This is a genomic window from Kribbella sp. VKM Ac-2569 (assembly GCF_004216905.1).
Classification (GTDB): domain Bacteria; phylum Actinomycetota; class Actinomycetes; order Propionibacteriales; family Kribbellaceae; genus Kribbella.
Genome location: NZ_SGXJ01000002.1, coordinates 319,291 through 339,665 on the forward strand (window position 1 = coordinate 319,291; position 20,375 = coordinate 339,665).

Annotated in this window: 17 protein-coding genes; 8 read left to right on the forward strand and 9 right to left on the reverse strand. The window is 68.4% G+C overall.

What is annotated here, in order from left to right:
• Position 1: 1 nt before the first annotated feature.
• From EV649_RS14445 to EV649_RS14465, 5 genes are all read right to left on the reverse strand, one after another.
• Positions 2-3,223 carry an ATP-dependent DNA helicase gene (locus tag EV649_RS14445; RefSeq protein ID WP_130383958.1) on the reverse strand — a complete coding sequence of 1,074 codons (3,222 nt, stop codon included), beginning with the start codon at positions 3,221-3,223 and terminating at the stop codon, positions 2-4.
• Positions 3,223-6,441, reverse strand: coding sequence for an ATP-dependent DNA helicase (locus EV649_RS14450; RefSeq protein WP_130383959.1), 3,219 nt, complete (start codon positions 6,439-6,441; stop codon positions 3,223-3,225). The genes EV649_RS14445 and EV649_RS14450 overlap by 1 nt, the downstream gene beginning before the upstream one ends.
• 99 nt (positions 6,442-6,540) lie before the next feature.
• Positions 6,541-6,837, reverse strand: coding sequence for an MGMT family protein (locus tag EV649_RS14455; protein ID WP_130383960.1), 297 nt, complete (start codon positions 6,835-6,837; stop codon positions 6,541-6,543).
• A gap of 10 nt (positions 6,838-6,847) precedes the next feature.
• Positions 6,848-7,687, reverse strand: coding sequence for a TIGR03560 family F420-dependent LLM class oxidoreductase (locus EV649_RS14460; RefSeq protein WP_130383961.1), 840 nt, complete (start codon positions 7,685-7,687; stop codon positions 6,848-6,850).
• 91 nt (positions 7,688-7,778) lie between these two features.
• The gene (locus tag EV649_RS14465) at positions 7,779-8,045 is read right to left on the reverse strand and encodes a DUF2277 domain-containing protein (RefSeq protein ID WP_130383962.1); all 267 of its coding nucleotides are present in this window, start codon (positions 8,043-8,045) and stop codon (positions 7,779-7,781) included.
• 77 nt (positions 8,046-8,122) lie between these two features.
• On the opposite strand from EV649_RS14465, the gene EV649_RS14470 reads away from it, so the two are divergent.
• Entirely contained in the window at positions 8,123-8,764 is a 642-nt protein-coding gene (locus EV649_RS14470) for a TetR/AcrR family transcriptional regulator (protein ID WP_130383963.1), read from the forward strand.
• The gene (locus EV649_RS14475) at positions 8,761-9,546 is read left to right on the forward strand and encodes a maleylpyruvate isomerase family mycothiol-dependent enzyme (RefSeq protein ID WP_130383964.1); all 786 of its coding nucleotides are present in this window, start codon (positions 8,761-8,763) and stop codon (positions 9,544-9,546) included. Before EV649_RS14470 ends, EV649_RS14475 begins: the two co-directional genes overlap by 4 nt.
• Here EV649_RS14475 and moeZ read toward each other — a convergent pair.
• The 3 genes from moeZ to EV649_RS14490 all read right to left on the reverse strand — a co-directional run bounded on the left by moeZ (position 9,543) and on the right by EV649_RS14490 (position 14,666).
• Positions 9,543-10,733 carry an adenylyltransferase/sulfurtransferase MoeZ gene (gene moeZ / locus EV649_RS14480; RefSeq protein ID WP_130383965.1) on the reverse strand — a complete coding sequence of 397 codons (1,191 nt, stop codon included), beginning with the start codon at positions 10,731-10,733 and terminating at the stop codon, positions 9,543-9,545. The two genes, EV649_RS14475 and moeZ, sit on opposite strands and share 4 nt — an antisense overlap.
• A 204-nt stretch (positions 10,734-10,937) precedes the next feature.
• Positions 10,938-13,688 carry a Calx-beta domain-containing protein gene (locus EV649_RS14485; protein WP_241998204.1) on the reverse strand — a complete coding sequence of 917 codons (2,751 nt, stop codon included), beginning with the start codon at positions 13,686-13,688 and terminating at the stop codon, positions 10,938-10,940.
• Between the two features lie 63 nt (positions 13,689-13,751).
• Positions 13,752-14,666 carry an alpha/beta hydrolase gene (locus EV649_RS14490; RefSeq protein ID WP_130383966.1) on the reverse strand — a complete coding sequence of 305 codons (915 nt, stop codon included), beginning with the start codon at positions 14,664-14,666 and terminating at the stop codon, positions 13,752-13,754.
• A 41-nt stretch (positions 14,667-14,707) separates the two neighbouring features.
• Between EV649_RS14490 and ligD the strand changes: the two genes are divergently transcribed.
• The 5 genes from ligD (at position 14,708) to EV649_RS14515 (ending at position 17,362) form a co-directional block, all read left to right on the forward strand.
• Positions 14,708-15,646, forward strand: coding sequence for a non-homologous end-joining DNA ligase (gene ligD, locus EV649_RS14495; protein ID WP_130383967.1), 939 nt, complete (start codon positions 14,708-14,710; stop codon positions 15,644-15,646).
• On the forward strand, positions 15,643-15,822 hold the full coding sequence (locus tag EV649_RS14500; RefSeq protein WP_130383968.1) for a hypothetical protein: 180 nt from the start codon (positions 15,643-15,645) through the stop codon (positions 15,820-15,822). Before ligD ends, EV649_RS14500 begins: the two co-directional genes overlap by 4 nt.
• A gap of 142 nt (positions 15,823-15,964) precedes the next feature.
• Positions 15,965-16,594 carry a TetR/AcrR family transcriptional regulator gene (locus tag EV649_RS14505; protein WP_130383969.1) on the forward strand — a complete coding sequence of 210 codons (630 nt, stop codon included), beginning with the start codon at positions 15,965-15,967 and terminating at the stop codon, positions 16,592-16,594.
• A gap of 120 nt (positions 16,595-16,714) precedes the next feature.
• The gene (locus EV649_RS14510) at positions 16,715-16,942 is read left to right on the forward strand and encodes a DUF3107 domain-containing protein (protein WP_130383970.1); all 228 of its coding nucleotides are present in this window, start codon (positions 16,715-16,717) and stop codon (positions 16,940-16,942) included.
• Between the two features lie 144 nt (positions 16,943-17,086).
• Positions 17,087-17,362 (forward strand): GlsB/YeaQ/YmgE family stress response membrane protein, encoded by a 276-nt coding sequence (locus EV649_RS14515; RefSeq protein WP_130383971.1) that lies wholly within the window; start codon positions 17,087-17,089, stop codon positions 17,360-17,362.
• A gap of 168 nt (positions 17,363-17,530) precedes the next feature.
• On the opposite strand, the gene EV649_RS14520 is transcribed toward EV649_RS14515, so the two are convergent.
• Complete coding sequence (locus EV649_RS14520; protein ID WP_198682505.1) at positions 17,531-18,211, reverse strand: ferritin-like fold-containing protein; 681 nt, start codon at positions 18,209-18,211, stop codon at positions 17,531-17,533.
• Positions 18,212-18,463: 252 nt separating this feature from the next.
• Here EV649_RS14520 and EV649_RS14525 point away from each other — a divergent pair, with 252 nt between their 5' ends.
• Positions 18,464-20,302, forward strand: coding sequence for a DEAD/DEAH box helicase (locus EV649_RS14525; protein WP_241998205.1), 1,839 nt, complete (start codon positions 18,464-18,466; stop codon positions 20,300-20,302).
• The last annotated feature ends 73 nt before the right edge of the window (positions 20,303-20,375 follow it).

The following is a 20,375-nucleotide window of genomic DNA, read 5'->3' on the forward strand; positions in this document are numbered from 1 at the left end:
GTCAGCCGTTCAGAAGTTGGATGAGTTGTTGTTTGCCGGGGAGGTTGTCCGGGCGGATTATGTCGGCGGTGCGGACGTAGTAGAAGGCCGCTGTTACCTGGTTGAGGGGGATGTTCATGAGTTCGGACCAGGCGACTCGGTAGATGGCCAGTTGGAGGGGGTCGGCGGTTTCGCCTCGGGTGGTTTTCCAGTCGATGACGTCGTATCCGCGGGAGCCGTCCGGGCGGACGACCTGGTAGACGGCGTCGATGCGCCCGCGGACAACCCGGCCGTCCAGGGCTAGGGCGAACGGGGCCTCGATCTCGTACGGCGTGGTGTCGCCGAACGGGCCGTCGCGGAACGCGTCCATCAGGTCGGTGAGGTCGGTGTCGTCGACGATGTGCTCGTCCGCGGCGCCGGGGAGATCGTCCGGGTCGAGCAGCAGTTGCTGGCCGAAGTAGCTCTCCACCCACGCGTGGAACCGGGTCCCGAAACGCGCGGCCCGGTTGGGTTTGCGCGGCATCGGGCGGGCCAGTTCGGCGGCCAGGCCGTCCGGGTCCTTCGCCAGCCGCATCATCTGCGTCGCGGACAGCGCGGCCGGCAGCGCCACGTCGTACGCCTTCCGGCTCCGGCTTTCCCTTGCCTCGGACAACAATCGCTCGAGCTCCGAGTCCCAGCGCGCGACCGTTGCCTGCTCGTCGAGCAGCAGCGACTCCTCGGCCTCGATCGACGGACCTTCCGTGCGCGACAACTGCACCAGAGCAGCCGACTCCAGCCGTCGCTGGAACGAGTCCACGTCGTACGGCGTCGGCCACGGCGCCTGCGTCTGCTCGGCCAACTCGGGGTTCTCCGCGGTCAGCTCCGGCTGCTCGGCCCACTCGATCACGCGCTCTCCGGCGTGCTTCTTCAGCACCGAGAGGTACGACGACGGGCCGCGCGGACGCTTCTGCGTCGGACCCCACCAATGCCCGGTCGCCACCAGCAGTTCCTTCGCTCGCGTGAACGCGACGTACCCGAGACGCCGTTCCTCCAGTGCGTTCACGTCCTTGCACTCATCCGCGAACGCCTTCAGCCCGGCGTTCGACAAGTCATGGATGTCAGGCAGCGTGTCGGCGTCACCGCGCAACGGCCACGGAAGCACCTTCGCGTTCGTCGTCCACTTGTCGCGCCCGCGGTCCGACGGAAACACCTTCGACACCAGCGTCGGCACGAACACGACCGGCCACTCCAGCCCCTTCGACCGGTGCGTGGTGAGCAGCTTCACCGAGTCGGCTTCACTCGGTACGGCGAGGTCGAGGCCGGCGGCGTACTCCTCCTCGGCCGCGAGGTACGCGAGCAGACCGTCCAGCGATCCGTCCGACTCGGTCGACACGAAGTTGCCCACGGCATCCAGGAACGCGGCGAGGTGATCGCGGCGCCCGGCGTCGACGTGATCGGGGGTCGCGGTCAGCTCGACGTCCAGGCCGATCGTGCTGATCACCCGGCGGACCAGATCGAGCAGCGGCTCGCCCGCATGCGCGCGCAGCTCGCGAAGCTCGACCGACAACTCCTTGAAACGGATCAGGGCCTCCGGCGCGTACGCCGACAGACCCGGATCGTCGACCGCCTCGGCGAGCGAGATGACCTCGGTCGAATCCATCCCGGCGACAGCCGCGTCGAGCGCGGCGACCAGGTCGTCCGCGGCCGGGCGTTCACCTGCGTCAGCCAAAGCGCGGGCGCGGTTGGCCAGTAGCGCGAGGTCGCGGTGACCGATCCGGTAGCGCGGGCCGGTGAGGATCCGGAGCATCGCCGCGTTCGCGGTCAGGTCGTTGACGGCCTGCAGTGTCGCGACCACGTCGACGACCTCGGGGAGCGCGAGCAGACCGCCGAGGCCGACGACCTCGACCGGGACCTTGCGCGCGATCAGCGCCTCGTGCACCGCGCTGAGGTCGACGTTCGTCCGCATCAGGATGCCGATGTCCTTCCAGCGGCGGTTCCGGGTGCGGTGCGCGGCGACGATCGCGTCGGCGACCCACTCGATCTCCTGCGAGCGAGTCTCGAACAACCCGACTGTGATCGCGCCTTCCGGCGCGTTCTCCGGAGCCTCGAGCGGGATGACGCCGGGGTGCTGCTCGTAGAGCTCGGCCGCATGCTGGTTCGCGGCCGCGAGAATGCGACTGCCGCAGCGGCGGTTGACGCTCAGCACATACCGCTGAGCCGGCGACCCATCGGCCTGGGGGAAGTGCGCGGGGAACTCGTCCAGGTTCGCGACGGAAGCACCGCGCCAGCCGTAGATCGCCTGGCACGGGTCGCCGACCGCGGTGACCGGATGGCCGCGCCCGTCGCCCGCGGCGAACAGCGCGGTCAGCATCCGGCGCTGCGAAACGGACGTGTCCTGGTACTCGTCGAGCAGCACGACCTTGTACCGCGACCGCTCGACGGCGGCCACCTCCGGACACTCCTCGGCAAGCCGCGCGCCGAGCGCCATCTGATCGGCGAAGTCGACGACGCCGCGTTCCCCCTTGTACGCCTGGTACTCCTCGACGAGCTGCAGAATCTCCCCACGCTTCAACGCGGTCTCGGCGAGCTTGCGAACCTCCACCGTCTGCTTGCGGGCCGCCGCGACCTCCTGCCGTACGGCGTCGTCGTGGTCGCGGATGTCGTCGGGACGCAGCAGGTGATCCGCGAGTTCGCCGTCGAGCGCGAGCAGGCTGTTGACGAGGGTCGGCACGTGATGCGAGGCGAAGCGGATCGGCCCCGCGGACCGCCGTACGACGCGACCTGCCAACTGGAATCGGGTGGCGTCGGCGAGCACGCGGGAGTCCGGCTCGAGGCCGATTCGGAGGCCGTGCTCCGCGATCAACGTGCCGGCGAACGCGTGGTACGTCGAGACGACAGGCTCGCCCGGCTCCTCGGGCTCCCAGTTGGGGATGTTGCTGCGCAGGTGCGCGGCCAGAATCGGGTGCTGGTCCTTCGGCAAGGTCGATCCGAGGACGCCGGCCTTCGTCAGGTCGTCGCGGATTCGGACGTCGAGCTCGTTCGCCGCCTTCTTGGTGAACGTCAACCCGAGCACTTCCTCCGGTTTCACCTGCCCCGTGCAGATCAACCACACCACCCGGGCCGCCATCGCCGTCGTCTTCCCCGACCCGGCCCCCGCCACAATCACCCCCGGCGCCAAGGGAGCAGTAATAGCCGCCAACTGCTGCTCCGAAAACGGAATCCCCAACAAATCGCACAACTCGGCCGTCGACCGCAGCTGAACCATCAGACGATCTCCCGGCCTTCGGGCTGGATGGGGCAGAGGGCGCGGGCTTCGCAGCGGTTGCAGCCGTCGTTGCGTTGGGCCGTGAACTCCTCCGAGCGGATCATCGACTCGGCGCCGTCGACCGCTTCGTCGAGCCACGTCCGGCCGTCGTCGTCGGTTTCCAACGGAGCCTGCGGCTGGATCTTCGGGAAGCCGCCGTTGTCGTCGTGGCGGAGCTGGACGAGCTCGGCTCCACCGGCGACCGGCTCCTCGCCGAGCTTCTTCATCTGCCGCGAGTTGATCGCGCGCTGGTAGATCGCCAGCTGCACGTGCCGCTCCAGCGCCGGCTTGGTCGGAACGTTCCGTCCGGTCTTCAGGTCGACCACCCGGACCGTACCTTCAGAGTCCGTTTCGACGCGGTCCATCCGGCCCTTCACCCGAACCGCCGGGTGCTCCTCGTCCGGCAGCAGTACGTCGAAGTCCACCTCCGTCCCCACCAACGTCCGGTCCGGCCGCCCCTGGTGCCATGCGACGAACCGCCGCAACGCCTGCTCCGCCTCGACCCGCTCCCGGTCCGAGATCCACGCGGACTCGAACTCGAGCTGCGTCCACACCTTGTCCAGCCACCCGTTCAGCTCGTCGACCGACGGCGGCAGTGTCCCGGTCGCGACCGCATCGGCCAGCGTGTGCAACACCATCCCGAACCCGATCGCCGACGTACTCGGCGTCTCCCCACCGGCCCGCCTGGTCAGGAACCATCGCAACGGACAGTCCACGATCGTCGTCAGCGCACTCCCCGACAACGGGACTGGTTGCGCGGGGTCCGCGATCGGCCGCACCGACTCAGTCCGCTCCCGCACACCCCACCACCGCGACGGGTCAGCCGTCGGAACCAGAGCCTGCTCGCGGTCGTCGATCGCATCGGCCAACTGGGCCAACCGGTCCGCCGCCACCCGCTTCAACGCCGGCGACGACGCCGGATCCGCCAATACGCAACGCAAGTCCGCCACCAGACCCGGCAACGACAACGGCCGTCGCGGTCGCCCGGCGACCAGTTTCAAAGGAATGTCCAGCTCGGCAAGGAATCGGGACGGTTGATCACCGTCGGCCTCAGGCGCCTGTACGGCGGTTACGATCAACCGCTCCCGCGCACGCGTGATCGCGACGTAGAACAACCGTCTTTCCTCAGCCAGCAACGCGCCCGCCGACAACGGATCGATCAACCCGTCCGTCCCCAACCGGTCCGGTTCCAGCAACGACCCGCGCCGCCGCAGATCCGGCCACTGCCCTTCCTGCACGGAAGCGACCACGACAAACCGCCACTGCAGACCCTTCGACCGGTGCGCCGTCATCAGCTGTACGCCGGCTTCGCGGTACGTCCCGTCGAACCGGTTGTCGCCCGCGATGTCCAGCGACTCCAACTCCGACAGGAACGCCGAAACACCCTTGAACCCGACCTGCTCCTCCGCCCGGCCGGCCGCATCGAACAACGCGCACAACGAATCCAGATCCCGGTTCGCGGTCCGCGCGGTCTCGCCACCCGACGTCGCCTGCCCGCGCAGCCGGCGCAACCACGGCGACTCCGCCCACAGCGACCACATCACCTCGTCCGGCGCTGCGCCCGCGGTCACGATGTTCCTTGCCTTGAGCAACCGCTCGCCGAGCGCCCCGAACCGCGCCTCGGCCGGTGACGCCTCCTCGTCGAGCAGCAACGGGTTCAGCATCGCTTCCCTCAACAGCTCGTCGGACGACCGTGGCAACCGCAGCCCGCCCGCCGCGTCCCGATCGCGTCGCCGCAGCACCCGTGCCAACCGCCGCAGCTGCCCCGCGTCCATAGCGCCCAGCGGCGACAGTGCCAACGCCCGTACGACATCGACGGTCAACGTCTCCGGGTCAGCCACCGCGCGCAACGCCAGCAACATCGGCCGTACGGCGGGCTCACGCGACAGCGGCAGCTCGTCGCCCGCAACGTCCACCGGAATGCCGGCCGCCGCCAACGCCCGTCGCAACGGTGGAATCGAACGGCTCCCGGACCGAACGAGCACCGCCATCTCGCTCCACCCGATCCCGTCCTGGACGTGCGCGCGCCGCAGCAGGTCCGCGATGTGCTCGAGCTCCGCGCCGCTCGTCGAGTACAGGTTCGCCTCGACCTTTCCCGGGCCGAAGACACACGACGAGGCATCCGGGTTCCGGAACCGCTCGAACGTGTCCCGGTCCAGCGATCCCGGTACGCCGAGCCGGTTGACGACGTTGCGCGACACGCGTTGCAGGGTCGTCCCGAAGCGTCGCGTCGTACCCAAAGCGATCTGGGCTGCTTCCGCGCCGTCGCGCGACCGGAACTCGTCGGTGAACCGCAGCAGTCCGCGCACGTCCGCGCCGCGGAACGTGTAGATCGACTGGTCCGGATCGCCCACCACGACCAGGTCGCGGCCGTCGCCCGCGATCGCCTGCAGCAGCTTCGTCTGACCAGGATCCGTGTCCTGGTACTCGTCCACGAACACCGCTTTGAACTCGGTCCGCAGCTTCGCCTGAACCTGCGGCTGCTGCGCCAGGATCACCGCGCGGTGGATGAGCTCGGAGTAGTCCAGGACCTGTTCGTGGTCAAGGATCTGCAGGTACTCCTCGAAGAAGTCGCCGACCGCGACCCACTCGGACCGCTCCGCCGATCGCCCGATCGCGGACAGGTCCTCCGGGTCGAGACCCAGCTGCCGTGCCTTGCCGATCACCGCCTGCACCTCGTCGGTGAATCCGCGCGTCTTCAGCGCCGGATGCAGACTGCCCGGCCAGTGCACCGCACCGACCTCACGACTTCCCGACAACGCCTCGCTCAACCGCAGCGACTGCTCCGGCCCGGACGGAAGTCGCAGCGGTACGTCGAACGCGTCGGCCGGCGTGAACCGGCGCAGCAACGCGTAGCAGAAGGAATGGAACGTCATCGACGGCATCACTCGTGTCGTCCGCCCGAGGCGACCGGTGATGCGATCCCGCAGCTCGGTCGCCGCCTTCCGGCCGAACGTCAGCACGAGCACCTCGTCCGGGCTCAGCCCGCGATTTCGAACGCGGTCGACGACGGCCTCGACCAACGTCGTCGTCTTCCCGGTGCCAGGCCCCGCAAGCACCAGCAGAGGTCCGCCCGGGTGATCCACCACGGCTTGCTGGTCGGGATCGAGGACAGGGGCCTCCGCGCTCCGGCGCTCCTCCCGGACCAACCGGTACCGGGACCTCTGTCTGCTGACCACCGCCCTATCTCAACAGACCCCACCGACAAGTTCTGACGGGCACCCCGCACTGCCTACAGATCGTCGAAAACCGGACAGAAACACGCCGCGTCGCCGGTGTCAGTCCTCGGGGTCCCAGCGGGCTTCGCGCAGGTTGACGCGGCCGTTGCTGACCCGGACGCCGTCCGAGCGCAGCAGGTGCAGTTGCTCGTCGCCGACCTCGTCGGCCGGTACGCCGGACGCGCGGATCACCCGCCACCACGGCACACTCGCGCCGTACTCGCGCATGATCGCCCCGACCTGCCGCGGTCCGCCCTGCCCGACGTACTCCGCGATGTCGCCGTACGTCGCGACGCTGCCCTCCGGGATCGACTCCACGGCCCGCAGCACGGCCTCGACGTACTCCTCCCTGTCCACGGGCCCCAATCTAGGCGAGTGGAGCGAGCGCCTTCGCGAGCGGCTCCAGGACGGACGGCGGCGCGTCCAGCGGGAGGTTCATGATCACCAGGTCGACGCCTGCCTCGCCGTACGCCGCGGCCTCGGCAACCGCCTTGTCGAGCGGGCTGTCGGGGTCGATGCGGACGTTCACCGAGCAGGTGATCTCGTTGACGTCGCGACCGACTTCCTCGCACCGCTGGACGAGGACGTCCTTGAGCGGCTTCCACTCCTGCGGGTTCGGGACGATGACGTTCCACTGCTGCGCCCACTTGGCGACCGCGCGGAGCGTCCGTTTCGGGCCTCTGCCGCCGATGGTGATCGGCGGGTGCGGCGTCTGCACCGGCTTCGGGTTGCAGTACGCGTCGGTGAGCTTGATGTACTTGCCGTCGAAGTTCGCGACCTTCTCGGTGAGCAGCGCGATCATCGCCTGCGTGCCCTCGTCGAACCGGTCGAAGCGCTCCTTCAGCCCGTACAGCTCGATGCCGTACGCCGCGGTCTCCATCTCGTTCCACCCGGCGCCGATGCCGAGCTCGAGGCGGCCGTTGCTGATGATGTCCGTGGTCGCCGCCATGTTCGCGAGCACGGCGGGATGCCGGTAGATCATCCCGGTCACCTGGCAGCCGAGCCGGATCCGGGACGTCGCCTGCGCGAGCGCGGCCAGCGTCGTCCAGGCCTCCAGGTTCGGGCCCTGCATGTCCCCGCTGAGCGGGTAGAAGTGATCCCAGTGCCACGCGGACTCGAAGATCTCGAACTGATCCGCCGCGACCCACACGTCCCGCATCTGCTGCCAGGTGGTGTGCTCCGGCCTGGTCTTGATCGCGAACCGCATCCGCGCCTCCCTCAAGGCAACAACAAGGGCAACCGTTTCCCGAAGGGAGACATTACTCCGCGCGAACGGTGAGAGGTCCTCAGACGCCCTCTCAGTCGAGGCCGAGGCGGGCGCGGACTTCGGGACGGCGGAGGGGTGGGACCGTTTGGGGTGGGTTGCGGCGGGCCGGCATCTCCTCGAGGAGTTGCTCGGTGATGCGGGCGACCTCGGTGGCCGCGCGCTCGATCGGGGCGCGGGTGGTGGCGCTCAGCGAGCCGACTCCCGTCACCTTTCGGACGTACTGCAACGCAGCCGCGTAGATCTCCTCGGAGGTCGCGGACGGCTCGAGTCCCCGGAGCACTGTGATGTTTCTGCACATGCCCAAAACAGTACGCGGGACCGGGGACAACCTACGAGGTATTGACATCCCTAACGCCATTAGGTTTTCCTCATGACATGAGCACTACTGCGCCGGACCGCCGTACCCGCCGTCGTCAGCAGACGATCGGGGAGATCCTCGATGTCGCCATCGAACTGATGGAGGCCGAGGGGGTCGCGGCCCTGAGCCTGTCCGCGGTGGCCCGGCGGCTCGGCATGCAGCCGCCGTCGCTGTACCAGTACTTCCCGTCGAAAATGGCGATCTACGACGCCCTGTTCCAGCGGGGCGCCGAGCTGTTCCTGGCCGCCCAGCGGGACGCGATCGCGGCCGCGACGACGGAAGACGTGGTCGAGCTGCACCTGATCGGGGCCACGGCGTTCAGTCGGTGGGCGATGCAGAACCCGATCTATTCACAGCTGCTGTTCTGGCGGACGATCCCCGGGTTCGAGCCGAGCGCGGAGGCGTTCGCGCCGGCTCAGGAAGCGCTCGCCGACATCCGCCGGCATCTGCAGGCAGGGGTGGACGCGGGCCGCCTGCATCCGGACGCGGCGACCGAGGAGGGGCTCGCGGTGTTCACGTCGGTGACCGCCGGCGTGCTGTCGCAGCAAATGGCGAACGAGCCGGACGTGTCGTTCGACGAAGGACGGTTCAGCCGGCTGCTGCCCGTCGTACTCGAGATGTTCTATCAGCACTACGCACCTGGCAGGGGGAAGAAATGACCGCAGTACTCGCGGAGCAGATCGGGCGGGCCGACCGTCCGCAGTGCCGGATCCACCGGGACTCCGAGCTCCAGACATGGCATGAGCTGCTCGCGTCGATCGAGGGGGACGAGTGGCAGCGCCGTACGGTCTGCGACGCATGGGACGTCGCGGACATCGCCGGCCACCTGATCGGGCAGGCGGAGGACGTGATCAAGCCGACCTCGTTCCCGCGGCGGTGGCTCAAGAACAAGCGGGTGTACCCCGGCGTGCCCCGGTTCGACGCGCACATGATGGTGCAGGCCGACGAACACCGTGGTACGTCGCCGGCTGAGCTCCGGGAGCTGTTCGACCAGGTGTGGGCGAAGGCGACCCGAAAGATCTCGAGCGCTCCGGAGTTGTTCCGGCGGGTATCGATGCAGGTGGATCCGGCGCCCCGGATGTCATTCGGCTATGTACAGGACATCCTGCTGGCTCGGGACCTGTGGATGCACCGCGACGACGTGTGCCAGGCGCTCGGACGGCCGTTCGACCCGGGGCCGTACGCCGAGGAGCTGATCGCCCAGGTCGTCTACGACCTGCAGGCCAGCGGGCCGTTCTGGGGCGACCGGCCGGCCGTCGTGCTCGAACTCACCGGGCCGGGAGGTGGGGCCTACTTGCTCGGGAGGGGTGAGCCGGTGGGTCGCGCCGCCGTGGACGCGGTCGGCTACATGCGGACGGTGTCCGGGCGTGACGACGCCCCGGCGGTTTCGGGTGATCCCGTCGCCGCCGAGGCGATCACGTCCTGCCGAATGCCGTTCTAGTAGGAGGGCTGACTCGGGTCGATCTGGTCGACCCAGGCGACCACGCCTCCGCCGACGTGCACCGCGTCGGAGAAGCCCGCGCCCTTGGCGATCGCGAGCACCTCGGCGGAGCGGACGCCGGACTTGCAGTGGAAGACCAGCTGCTTGTCCTGCGGCAGCTTCTCCAGCGCGACACCGGTCTGGAAGTCCGCCTTCGGGATCAGCACCGAGCCCGGGATCTTGTTGATCTCGTACTCGTTCGGCTCCCGGACGTCGATCAGCACGAAGTCCTTCTCGCCGTTGTCCTTGAGCTTGATCCACTCGCTGAGCTGCTTCACCGAGATGGTCGAGCCGACGGCCGCGTCGGCCGCCTCCTCGGTGATCGCGCCGCAGAAGCTCTCGTAGTCGATCAGCTCGGTGACGGTCGGGTTCTCGCCGCAGATCGCGCAGTTCGGGTCCTTGCGGACCTTCAGCGCACGCCAGTTCAGGTCGAGCGCCTCGTAGATGTTCAGCCGGCCGAGCGACGGGTCGCCGATACCGGTGAGCAGCTTGATCGCCTCGGTGACCTGCGCAGCGCCGACCGACGCACAGAGCACGCCGAGGACACCACCCTCGGCGCAGGACGGGACCATGCCGGGCGGCGGGGGCTCCGGGTACAGGCAGCGGTAGCACGGCCCGTGCTCGGCCCAGAACACGCTGACCTGGCCGTCGAAGCGGAAGATCGAGCCCCAGACGTACGGCTTGCCGAGCAGCACCGCGGCATCGTTGACCAGGTAGCGGGTGGCGAAGTTGTCGGTGCCGTCGACGATCAGGTCGTACTGCTCGAAGATCTCGAACACGTTGTCGTTGTCGAGGCGCACCTCGTGCAGGACGACGTTGGTGTTCGGGTTGGTCTCCAGGATCGACTCGCGGGCCGACTGCGCCTTCGACTTCCCCACGTCGGACTGGCCGTGGATGATCTGGCGCTGCAGGTTGGACTCGTCGACGGTGTCGAACTCGACGATGCCGAGCGTGCCGACCCCGGCGGCGGCCAGGTAGAGCAGTGCGGGGCTGCCGAGACCGCCGGCGCCGATCACCAGCACCTTGGCGTTCTTCAGCCGCTTCTGCCCGGCCATCCCGACCTCGGGGATGATCAGGTGCCGCGAATACCGCCGCACCTCGTCAATCGTCAGCTCGTCGGCCGGTTCGACCAGCGGTGGCAGTGACACGTGTCGGCTCCTCAGGAAGACGTCGGACGGGATCTCCGGTTTTCAACCATCTGTCCCTCCCCCATGTTCCCGCACTATCCCAACTGCCCCCGCCGGAGTCCACATCCCGGTCCTCGCGTCTCACCCCCCACTTCTTTGAGCACCCACCAACCATTTCGACGGGTGAGTTTTGGTTGGTGGGTGCTCAAAGACGCTTCGGAGGGGTCAGTCGTTGTCGGTGATGGTGGCGGTGAGGGTCGTGGGGATCTTGAGGGTGGCGCCGTCGATCTGGTTGATCACCGCGGTAAAGGTCTCGGTCGGCTCCTTGACCTTGTCGTCGAGGATCTTGACCTGGAGCTCACCGGTGGTCTTGCCGGGTTCGACGGACCCCTCGACGGTCCGGTCGGCCGTGCCGGTGCCGTCGTCGCTGACGCTGCGGTAGTCCTTGCGGATCACCGCCGTACCGTCCTTCAGGACGCCGGAGAAGCTGATGTACTTGTCGCTCGGCGCGGACAGCTTGACCGGGAAGCTCACGACGCCGGCCTTCTCCGTCGCCTTCAGGTTTCCGAGCGTCAGCGTCGGAGTCGGGTCGTCGTCGACGACGAGACCGTGGCCGAACGACTCGTTCAGCAGCCCGTCATGCGGTGCCGAGAGCACCAGGCTGAACGGCAGGTCATAGCTGTCCCGGGTGTTCGCCGTGATCGGCACGGTCACCTTCTGCCGCACCTGGCCCGGTTTGAACACCAGGTGCCGCGCAACGTCCCCGACGGACTCGCCGAGGTCGCCGTTCGTCTCGACGTACACGCTGACCGGGCGAATGCTCGGCCGCGACATGCGCACCCAGAAGTCCACTGTGTGCGTGCCCTTGTCCCCCTCCTTCACGGTGACGCTGGACGCGGACAGCTTCGGCAGCAGGACCGCAGGTGCCGAGAGCCCGAGCCCGGGCGACGAGAAGCCCAGATCACTCACGTACGCCGACCCACTTGCGACCCTGTCCGTCCGCAGCTCCACAGCACGCACGTCGCGCAGGTTCACACCTTTCAGCGACGACACCGCGATGCGGACCGTCCGCAGCAGGTTCTTCGGAAGACCGACCTCGTTGTTGCCGGGCATCCGCACCAGTGCATCGCTGACCGCAGACACCGGTACCGCTGCCGCCCGGCCATGCCCGTCGACGACCCGGACACTCAGGTCGGTCTTGGGCGCGCCAGCCGGATCCGGTGCGGCGCGGAACGTCAGCGCCGCAAACCGCCGTACGTCGCGCTTCCCAGCAGGTACGTCGACGCGCACTATCCCGTTCGTACCCGTCCACCTCAGCTTGGTGACCGCTGTGGTCGGCGTCCTCGCGGCGAACCACGCTGTACCCCAGTGCGGCGCGTTGCCCCAGTCCTCGGTCTCCATGCACGTCGGCGTACCCGTCCGCCTAGTCGGAGCGGCCACGCCCGCGCACACGGTCGCAGACAGCTTGCCGGTGACCGCACCGGTCGACAGCGCCTTGTCGAAGTGGTTCAGGTCGCGCCGCGACCCCAGCGGTGCCTGAGACACCACCCGTACGACGGCCTTCCCAGCGGACGCCGCCCGCGAGTCCGATCCGTCGAACTGCGCCAGGAACTGCGTCTCGTGGCCCAACTGCAGCCGGAAGAACCCAGCGACGTACGCCGTACCGACGGCCTGCTGCTGTTTCGCTGTCAACCGCCCCGCGTACTTCGCTCCGCACGGCGACGCCTTCTCGTCACCGAACCAGTCGTCGTTCGACGGAGCCACCGACTGACCAGGGGTCCATTCGGTGTTGAAGAAGTTGTGGTTGGCGCCCAGCACTGTGACGGTGGACCGCGGCGCGGTGTCACCGCCAACGGAGTACCTGGTGTCGTCGTAGAACTTCTGGCCCTGCAGATCGGACACGTCACCGTCGCAGTACGGCAGTACGACGCTCATCGCCACACCGGGCACCGTGACTCGCGCGAAATCAGTGGGAGCCAGCGGAAGCACCGCGCGGATGCCGTACTGACCACCGCGGTCAGCGTTGAGCACAGCGGCCCGGGCGACGCCCTCGCCGCCACGTGAGTGCCCCATCAGGCCCACGTTCTGCAGGTTGACCTTGCCGACGAAGCGGGTACCGAACGGACCGCCGCCGATCGTCGACCACTTCCGCCACAGTGCGAGGTGGTCAAGGATCAGTTCGGCCCGCGCCTGTGCGCCGGCGTCGTACGCGTCACTGTCCCAGCCGTTGATCGCGTTGGCGCTGATCGAGACGACCTGATACCCGTTGCTGGCCAGTGCGGTCGCCGGTCCGTCGTACCCGCGGTAGCTGGGGATGGGCTTCATGCCCGGCGGACACGGCCACGGCTTCTCGTTGTCGGACGGGTGGGTGGGCTCGCCGTAGCAGACCTCGTGGCGGCCATGCAGGAAGACGACCAGCGGCCGCGGACCTACAGCGCCACGTGGCGAGTACACCTTTCCGCGAAGCTCGGAGCGGTGCGCGAGACCTGGTAGGTTCACGGCCTCGTCACCGAGGTTGTACTCCGCGGTGTCGACCTTGTACTTGCCCAGCGCACCGGGATCCGACGGCAGCAGCGGTCCACGCCGCGCCTTCAGCCAGTCGGCATCGGTCGGTCCGGCGGAGCCGACGCTCCGGCTTTTGCCGGCCTCCTTGCCGAGGTCCCCGGACCAGACCAGGCGGACGTCGCGCGCTTTCAGCACAGCCGGATCGGTACTGATCAGTGTCAGCGTCCTCCGGTCCGGCGACTGCTTCGCAACACCGAGCGGCGTGCCGTCGACCTCCAGCAGCGGCAGCGATGCGCGCATCGGTGCGGGTGCGTCGAGGTGCAGGGTCAGTTGATATCCGCTGGCAACAGGCTGGACGTCCCATTGGTTGCTCTGAGCAACAACCGGTGGCGAGGCGGTCGCAGTCAGCGGCCCCACACCAAGGAGTACGGCGATTCCCAACGACAGATTTCGGGCGGTTCTGCCAATCACGCGCCCAAGTTGACCTGACGCTCCGCTCAGTCGTGTCTCAGCCGGGCGTCGGATTCGACTCGATCAACCGACCAGGTGACGGAACGCCCGCGCCACCTGATCCGGGTGCTCCATCTGCGCGACATGTCCCGACTGCGGCAGGTAGAGGAGGCGGGCGTTCGGGAAGGTGCGCTGAGCCTTGGTGCGGATCCGTGCGTCGACCAACCGGTCCTTGCCGCCGTAGATCAACAGCACCGGGCACTCGACCCTTGCGGCGTCGGCCCAGAGTGATCTGCGCGGTCTGGCCAGCGAAGAACGCAGGATGCTGCGTGCGGCCTCCACGGTGGCCTGCCGGACCCACGGGTCGGTGTCACGCCGGTGCAGCTCCTCCTCGTACGCCGCGCGCACCTCAGGCGCCAGCGACTGCGGGTCCCCGAAGACCATCGCCAACGACGCCTGGAACCGCTGGTCGAACGGCAACCGCTGCGTTCGCTCCAGTACGGCGGGACCGAGCCGAGGCGTCGCCAGCGCGGTGAACCACAGCGCACTCGCCGACACCCGTGGATGCGGCAGTGCGGGCGACACGAGCGTCAGCGACGCCACCAGGTCGGGACGCTGCGCTGCGAGCGCCACTGACGACGCCCCGCCCATCGAGTTCCCGAACACGTGCACCGGCTGGTCGTACTCGCGTTCCAGCAGCTGGATCAGTACGTCGGCCTGCTCCGAGATCCCGGTCACACCAGACAGCGGCGTACGACCGAACCCCGGCAGGTCGGGCGCAATGCCCTGGATCGTGTCGTTGAGCATCAGGCCGAGAGCGGTCCAGTTCAGCGACGACCCGCCCAGGCCATGGACGAACAGAGCAGGCGGCAGGTCCGGTGCCGCATCCGGCACATCTCTGACCAGCAGCTCCACCCCTGCGACCGGCACCCGCCGCTCCGGCCACTTCTTCAGCTCCACGGGTACGGCGTCCCCGGTTACTGGCCCGTAACTATCCACAGGACCATGTTAGGACGCAGGCGAGGTGGAGACTGGGATGCATGGCGGGAGCGCAGCAGCAGCTGACGACCGAGGTGGATGGGCAGACCATGAAGCTCACCAACCTCAGCAAGGTCCTGTATCCACAGACCGGGTTCACCAAGGCCGAGGTCATCGACTACTACCACCAGGTGGCCGCGTTGCTGCTGCCGCACCTGTCCGACCGGCCCTTGACCCGCAAACGGTGGCCGGACGGCACTGCAGCGGCGTTCTTCTTCGAGAAGAACGCTCCGCGCGGTACGCCGGCCTGGGTACGGACCGAGACGCTGCCTACCCCCGGTAGCTCGACGGGCCGCGACGAGATGAGTTTCGTGGTCTGTGACGACGTACAGACCGTGGTGTGGCTGGCCAACCTGGCTGCGCTCGAGCTGCACGTCCCGCAGTGGCGGATCGGGCTGTCCGACCAGGGCCAGGACCCGCAGGCGGACCTGATCGTGTTCGACCTGGACCCGGGGCCGGGAGCGAGCATCGTCGAGTGCTGTGACGTTGCTCTCGCGCTGCGGCAACTGCTTGGCCACTACGGCATGGAGGGCTGGCCGAAGACGTCCGGGAACAAGGGGATGCACCTGTACGTGCCGATCGAACCTGCGTCGTCCAGGCAGACCAGCGCGTTCGCCAAGCAGCTGGCGGAACAACTGGCCGAGGCATTGCCGGAGAACGTGACCGCCAACATGACCAAGGCGCTGCGGCCCGGCAAGGTGTTCATCGACTGGAGCCAGAACGCCAGCGCGAAGACCACGCTGGCGCCGTACTCGCTCCGCGGCTCCGACGAACCCCGGGTGTCCACACCGATCGACTGGGACGAGGTGGCATCCGCCACGTCACCGGAGGACCTCAGGTTCCTGCCGCACGACGTACTCGCCCGGATCGAGGAGTACGGCGACGTACTGGAAGGGCTGTACGACGACCCACAGCCGCTACCTACCAAGGAGGCGACATGACTGAGACCGATTTCGAGGGCCCGGACTACGACCCGGCCTTCGACGCCGAGCACGACACGGACCAGGACACCGACCAGGACGAGTCGGAGGTGGACGTGCCCGCCGAGGCGGACCCGGCGGACGTGGAGGAGCAGCGCCGCGAGGTGGGCGACTCCGACGAGGACGATTACCGCTGACAGCGGCCCCTGACGGCTACCACGATGGAACGCTCTTCGGCGGGGAAGCTACTGGTGAGGAGGACTGCTGGGTAGGATTCGGGGAACGACCTGGCGACGGACGCAGACCGCCGCCGGAGCGCACCCTCGAAGGAGCCCGACCGTGTCGACGACACCGGAGACCGCACCCAAGCGTGGCAGCCGCCTGCCCCGGCTGGCCCGTCGCGCGCAACTGCTCGAGGCTGCCCAGGAAGTCTTCGTCGCGAACGGGTACCACGCCGCCGCGATGGACGACATCGCAGACCGGGCCGGCGTGTCCAAGCCCGTCCTCTACCAGCACTTCCCCGGGAAGCTGGAGCTGTACCTGGCGCTGCTGGACACCTCCTGCGACGCGATCGTCGCCTCCGTGCAGGACGCACTCAAGTCGACCGAGGACAACAAGCTCCGGGTCGCGGCGACGATGCACGCGTTCTACGACTACGTGGCGAACGCCCAAGGCGCCTTCCGCCTGGTGTTCGAGTCGGACCTGACCAACGAGCCCGCCGTCCGGGAGCGCGTCGACCGGGTCACCCACGCCTGCGCCGAGGCCGTTTCCGAGGTGATCAGCGCCGACGCCGGCCTCAGCCGCGAGCAGTCGATGGTGCTGGCCGTCAGCCTGGTCGGCATGGCCCAGGTCAGCGCCCGCTACTGGCTCGGCGCCGGCGACCCGTCGTTCCCGCAGCAGCAGGCCGCCGACCTGGTCGCCTCGCTGGCCTGGCGCGGCATCCGCGGCTTCCCGCGCACCGACAACTGAGGTTCTGCCGATACCTGAGGTTCTGCTTTGGGCGGACGGGTGAGGGCTGGGGTTCGGTAGCGGATAGGCTCGAAGCGTCACCGGCGAGAGTCGCCGGTCGGAGCGTGCCCGGAGGGTTTCGTGGAGGTCAAGATCGGCGTGCAACACGCCAATCGTGAATTGGTTCTGGAGAGCGAGCAGACTCCGGAAGAGGTCCAGGAACTGGTGGCGGCGGCGCTCACCGGCAAGTCCGGTCTGCTGGAGCTGACCGACGAGAAGGGCCGCAAGGTGCTGATCCCGGCCGACCGGCTCGCGTACGTCGAGATCGGCGAGGTGTCCACCCGCAAGGTCGGATTCGGCGCGATCTGATCGCGTTCCGGACACAGTCGCGCGTGTCCCGGTTGCGGAGCGCCACTCACAGGGCACGATTGCGGTGAGACCTGCGCCTAACTGGTCTGGTTGTCACGGGGCACCGGGCCGGCGCAGGTTCACCATCCCTCACAAGGAGGAACCGTGTACTGGGTCTGGATGATTATCGTCAGCCTCATCGCGGGCATCATCTTCGGGCCGTTGGCCCGGGCGGTGCTCCCCGGCAAGCAGAACATCAGCCTCGGCTGGACCATCCTCGGAGGCGGCATCGGCGCCTTCATCGGTGGTCTGATCGCCAAACTCCTCGGTGTCAAGGACACGTCGGGCCCGGACTGGATCCAGTACCTGATCCAGATCATCTGCGCCGCGATCGTCGTCGCGATCATCTCCGCACGCAACAGCAAGACCAAAGCCGCCTGATCCAGGCAGCACCAAACGGCCGCCACCCCCACCCGGGGGCAGGCGGCCGTTGCCCTTTCCCTGGCTGACCCACGAATTTGCCTGGCAGACCCAGGAAGTGCGGGGTTACCCACCCTGGTTCAGGGTCAATAACCCCGTATTTGGTGGGTTAGCCAGGCAAATTGGGCGTCAGGCCTGGAGGCCGAGGGCGGTCATTCGGGCGGTGTGGGCCTCGGTCAGACGGGTGAGCATGCGGCCGATGGCGGCCAGGTCCAGGCCGGGGCGGTCCACGCTGCCGGCCAGCAGAGCGGCCAGGGAGTCGCGGTCGGCGGCGATCCGCTGGGCCTGGCTGAGCGCCTCGCCCACCAGGCGACGACCCCACAGCGCGAGCCGGCCACCGAGCTTCGGGTCATCGTCGATCGCGGCCCGGACCCGGTCGACCACGAACTCGGCCTGTCCGGAGTCGGCGAACACCTCGAGCACCAGGGCCCGGGTCTCCGCGTCCACGAACGACGCGATCTCGCGGTAGAAGTCGTTCGCCAGGCCGTCCCCGACGTACGCCTTGACCAGGCCCTCCAGCCAGTCCGACGGCGCGGTGTGGTCGTGGAAGGCGTCCAGCGGGGTGACGAACGGCGTCATCGCCTCCATCGGGTCCACCCCGAGCGCGACCAGCCGGTCCCGCAGTTGGACGAAGTGCCCGAACTCGGTGGTCGCCAGCGCGGCGAGCTCCGCCTTGTCGTTCAGCGTCGGCGCCAGTTTGGCGTCCTCCGCCATCCGTTCGAACGCGGTCAGCTCGCCGTACGCGAGCACTCCCAGCAGATCCACCGCCGCGGCCCGGTAGGCGGGATCATCAAAGGCCGTCTGCTCCATGCCCGGCACCCTATCGGGCCGCGCCGAACAGTGGCGCATGCCACACGAAGCGGCGTTGACAGCCGCTGCGGTTACACTGGTGAGCGATTCGCCGGTGACGCGCCCAGATGGGCAAGCTGGTGCGAGGTGCTTGCACAGTGTCCCCGCGCCTCACGATCGGGGCTTTCATGCCCCAGGCGCCCGGCCACTGAAGCATCTGTCCGCACAAGCATGTGAGAGGCGATCAGCCTGACCACCTTCCGAGAGCTCGGGGTGCTCCCCGAGATCTGTGACGCGCTCGACCGCGTCAACATCATCGAACCCTTCCCGATCCAGGAGATGACTCTCCCGGTAGCCCTGATGGGCACCGATCTGATCGGGCAGGCCCGCACCGGCACCGGCAAGACGCTCGGTTTCGGTATCCCGCTGCTGCAGCGCACGATCGCGCCGCACGAGGCGGACTACGACGAACTGGTCGCGCCGGGCAAGCCCCAGGCACTGGTCGTCACCCCGACCCGGGAACTGACCATCCAGGTCGCCAAGGACCTCGAGACCGCCTCCACCGTCCGCACCGTGCGGATCCTCAAGGTGTACGGCGGCGTTGCGTACGAACCGCAACTGGACGCGCTGAAGACCGGCGTCGACGTCGTCGTCGGTACACCGGGACGCCTGCTGGACCTGGCGAACCGGGGCGTTCTCGACCTCGGCCACATCAAGGTTCTGGTCCTCGACGAGGCCGACGAGATGCTCGACCTCGGCTTCCTGCCCGACGTCGAGCGGATCCTGCGCAAGACGCCGGAGCTGCGCCAGACCATGTTGTTCTCGGCAACCATGCCGTCGGCCGTGATCGCGCTGGCCCGCACCCACATGCGGCACCCGCTGAACATCCGGGCGGAGTCGCACGAGGCCACCCAGATGGTGCCGACCACGGCACAGTTCGTCTACCGGGCGCACGATCTGGACAAGCCCGAGGTGGTGGCGCGGATCCTGCAGGCCGAGGACCGCGGCCGGGTGATGATCTTCTGCCGCACCAAGCGCGAGGCGTCCCGGCTCACCGACGACCTCGCCGACCGCGGGTTCAAGGCGGCCGCGATCCACGGCGACCTGAACCAGCAGGCCCGCGAGCGGGCGCTGACCCGGTTCCGCGGCGACAAGATCGACGTACTGATCTGCACCGACGTCGCGGCCCGCGGCATCGACGTCGAGGGCGTCACGCACGTCATCAACAACACCTGCCCCGAGGACGAGAAGGCCTACATCCACCGGATCGGCCGGACCGGGCGCGCGGGGGCGAGCGGCATCGCCGTCACCTTCGTCGACTGGCCCGACCTGACGCGGTGGAAGGTGATCAACAAGGCGCTCGACCTGCCGTACGACGAGCCGCAGGAGATCTACTCCACCTCGCCGGAGCTGTTCCATGACCTCGGCATCCCGTCGGACGCGAAGGGCCGGATCCGTGCGGCGCGCGATTCGAAGGAGAGCCGCGAGCCCCGTGAGTCGCGGGATTCGCGGGAGCCTCGTGAGTCGCGGAACTCGCGGAGCTCGAAGGACTCGCGGGACCGTCGCGACGACGGACCGTCCGAGGGCGAGCGGTCGGCCGCCAAGAAGCGCAACCGGACCCGGAAGCGCACGCGGGCCGGTCAGCCGGTCGAGGAACTCGCCGACGTCACCACGAAGACCGAAGTACCGGCCGTGACCGAGGCTCCGGAGGAGGCTGCGGCGCCGAAGGCCCGCAAGCGCACCCGCACCCGGAAGACCGCGGAAGCCGTGGAGACTGCGGCCGTGGAGACTGCGGCGGTCGAGGCTCCGGCCGAGGCAGCTGTCGAGGCTCCGGAGGAGAAGAAGCCGGTCAAGCGCACTCGAACCCGCAAGACCGCCGAGGCGGCACCGCCCGCGACGGAGGCCGCCGAGGCTCCGGTCGAGGCTGCTGAGGAGAAGAAGCCGGTCAAGCGCACTCGAACCCGCAAGACGGCCGAGGCCAAGGCACCGGCCGAGGAAGCTCAGTCGGCTGCGGCGGACGAGAAGCCGGTGAAGCGGGCGCGGAAGGCGGCTGCGACGGCCGAGCCGGGCAAAGCGCCGACGACGACGCCGATCTTCAGCGCGCCGGAGTGAACGTCACCTAATGGTGATCTGAAGCTGCAACACCCAGCCCCACGTGGGCCGTCCTAGGGCGGTAAACCACGAG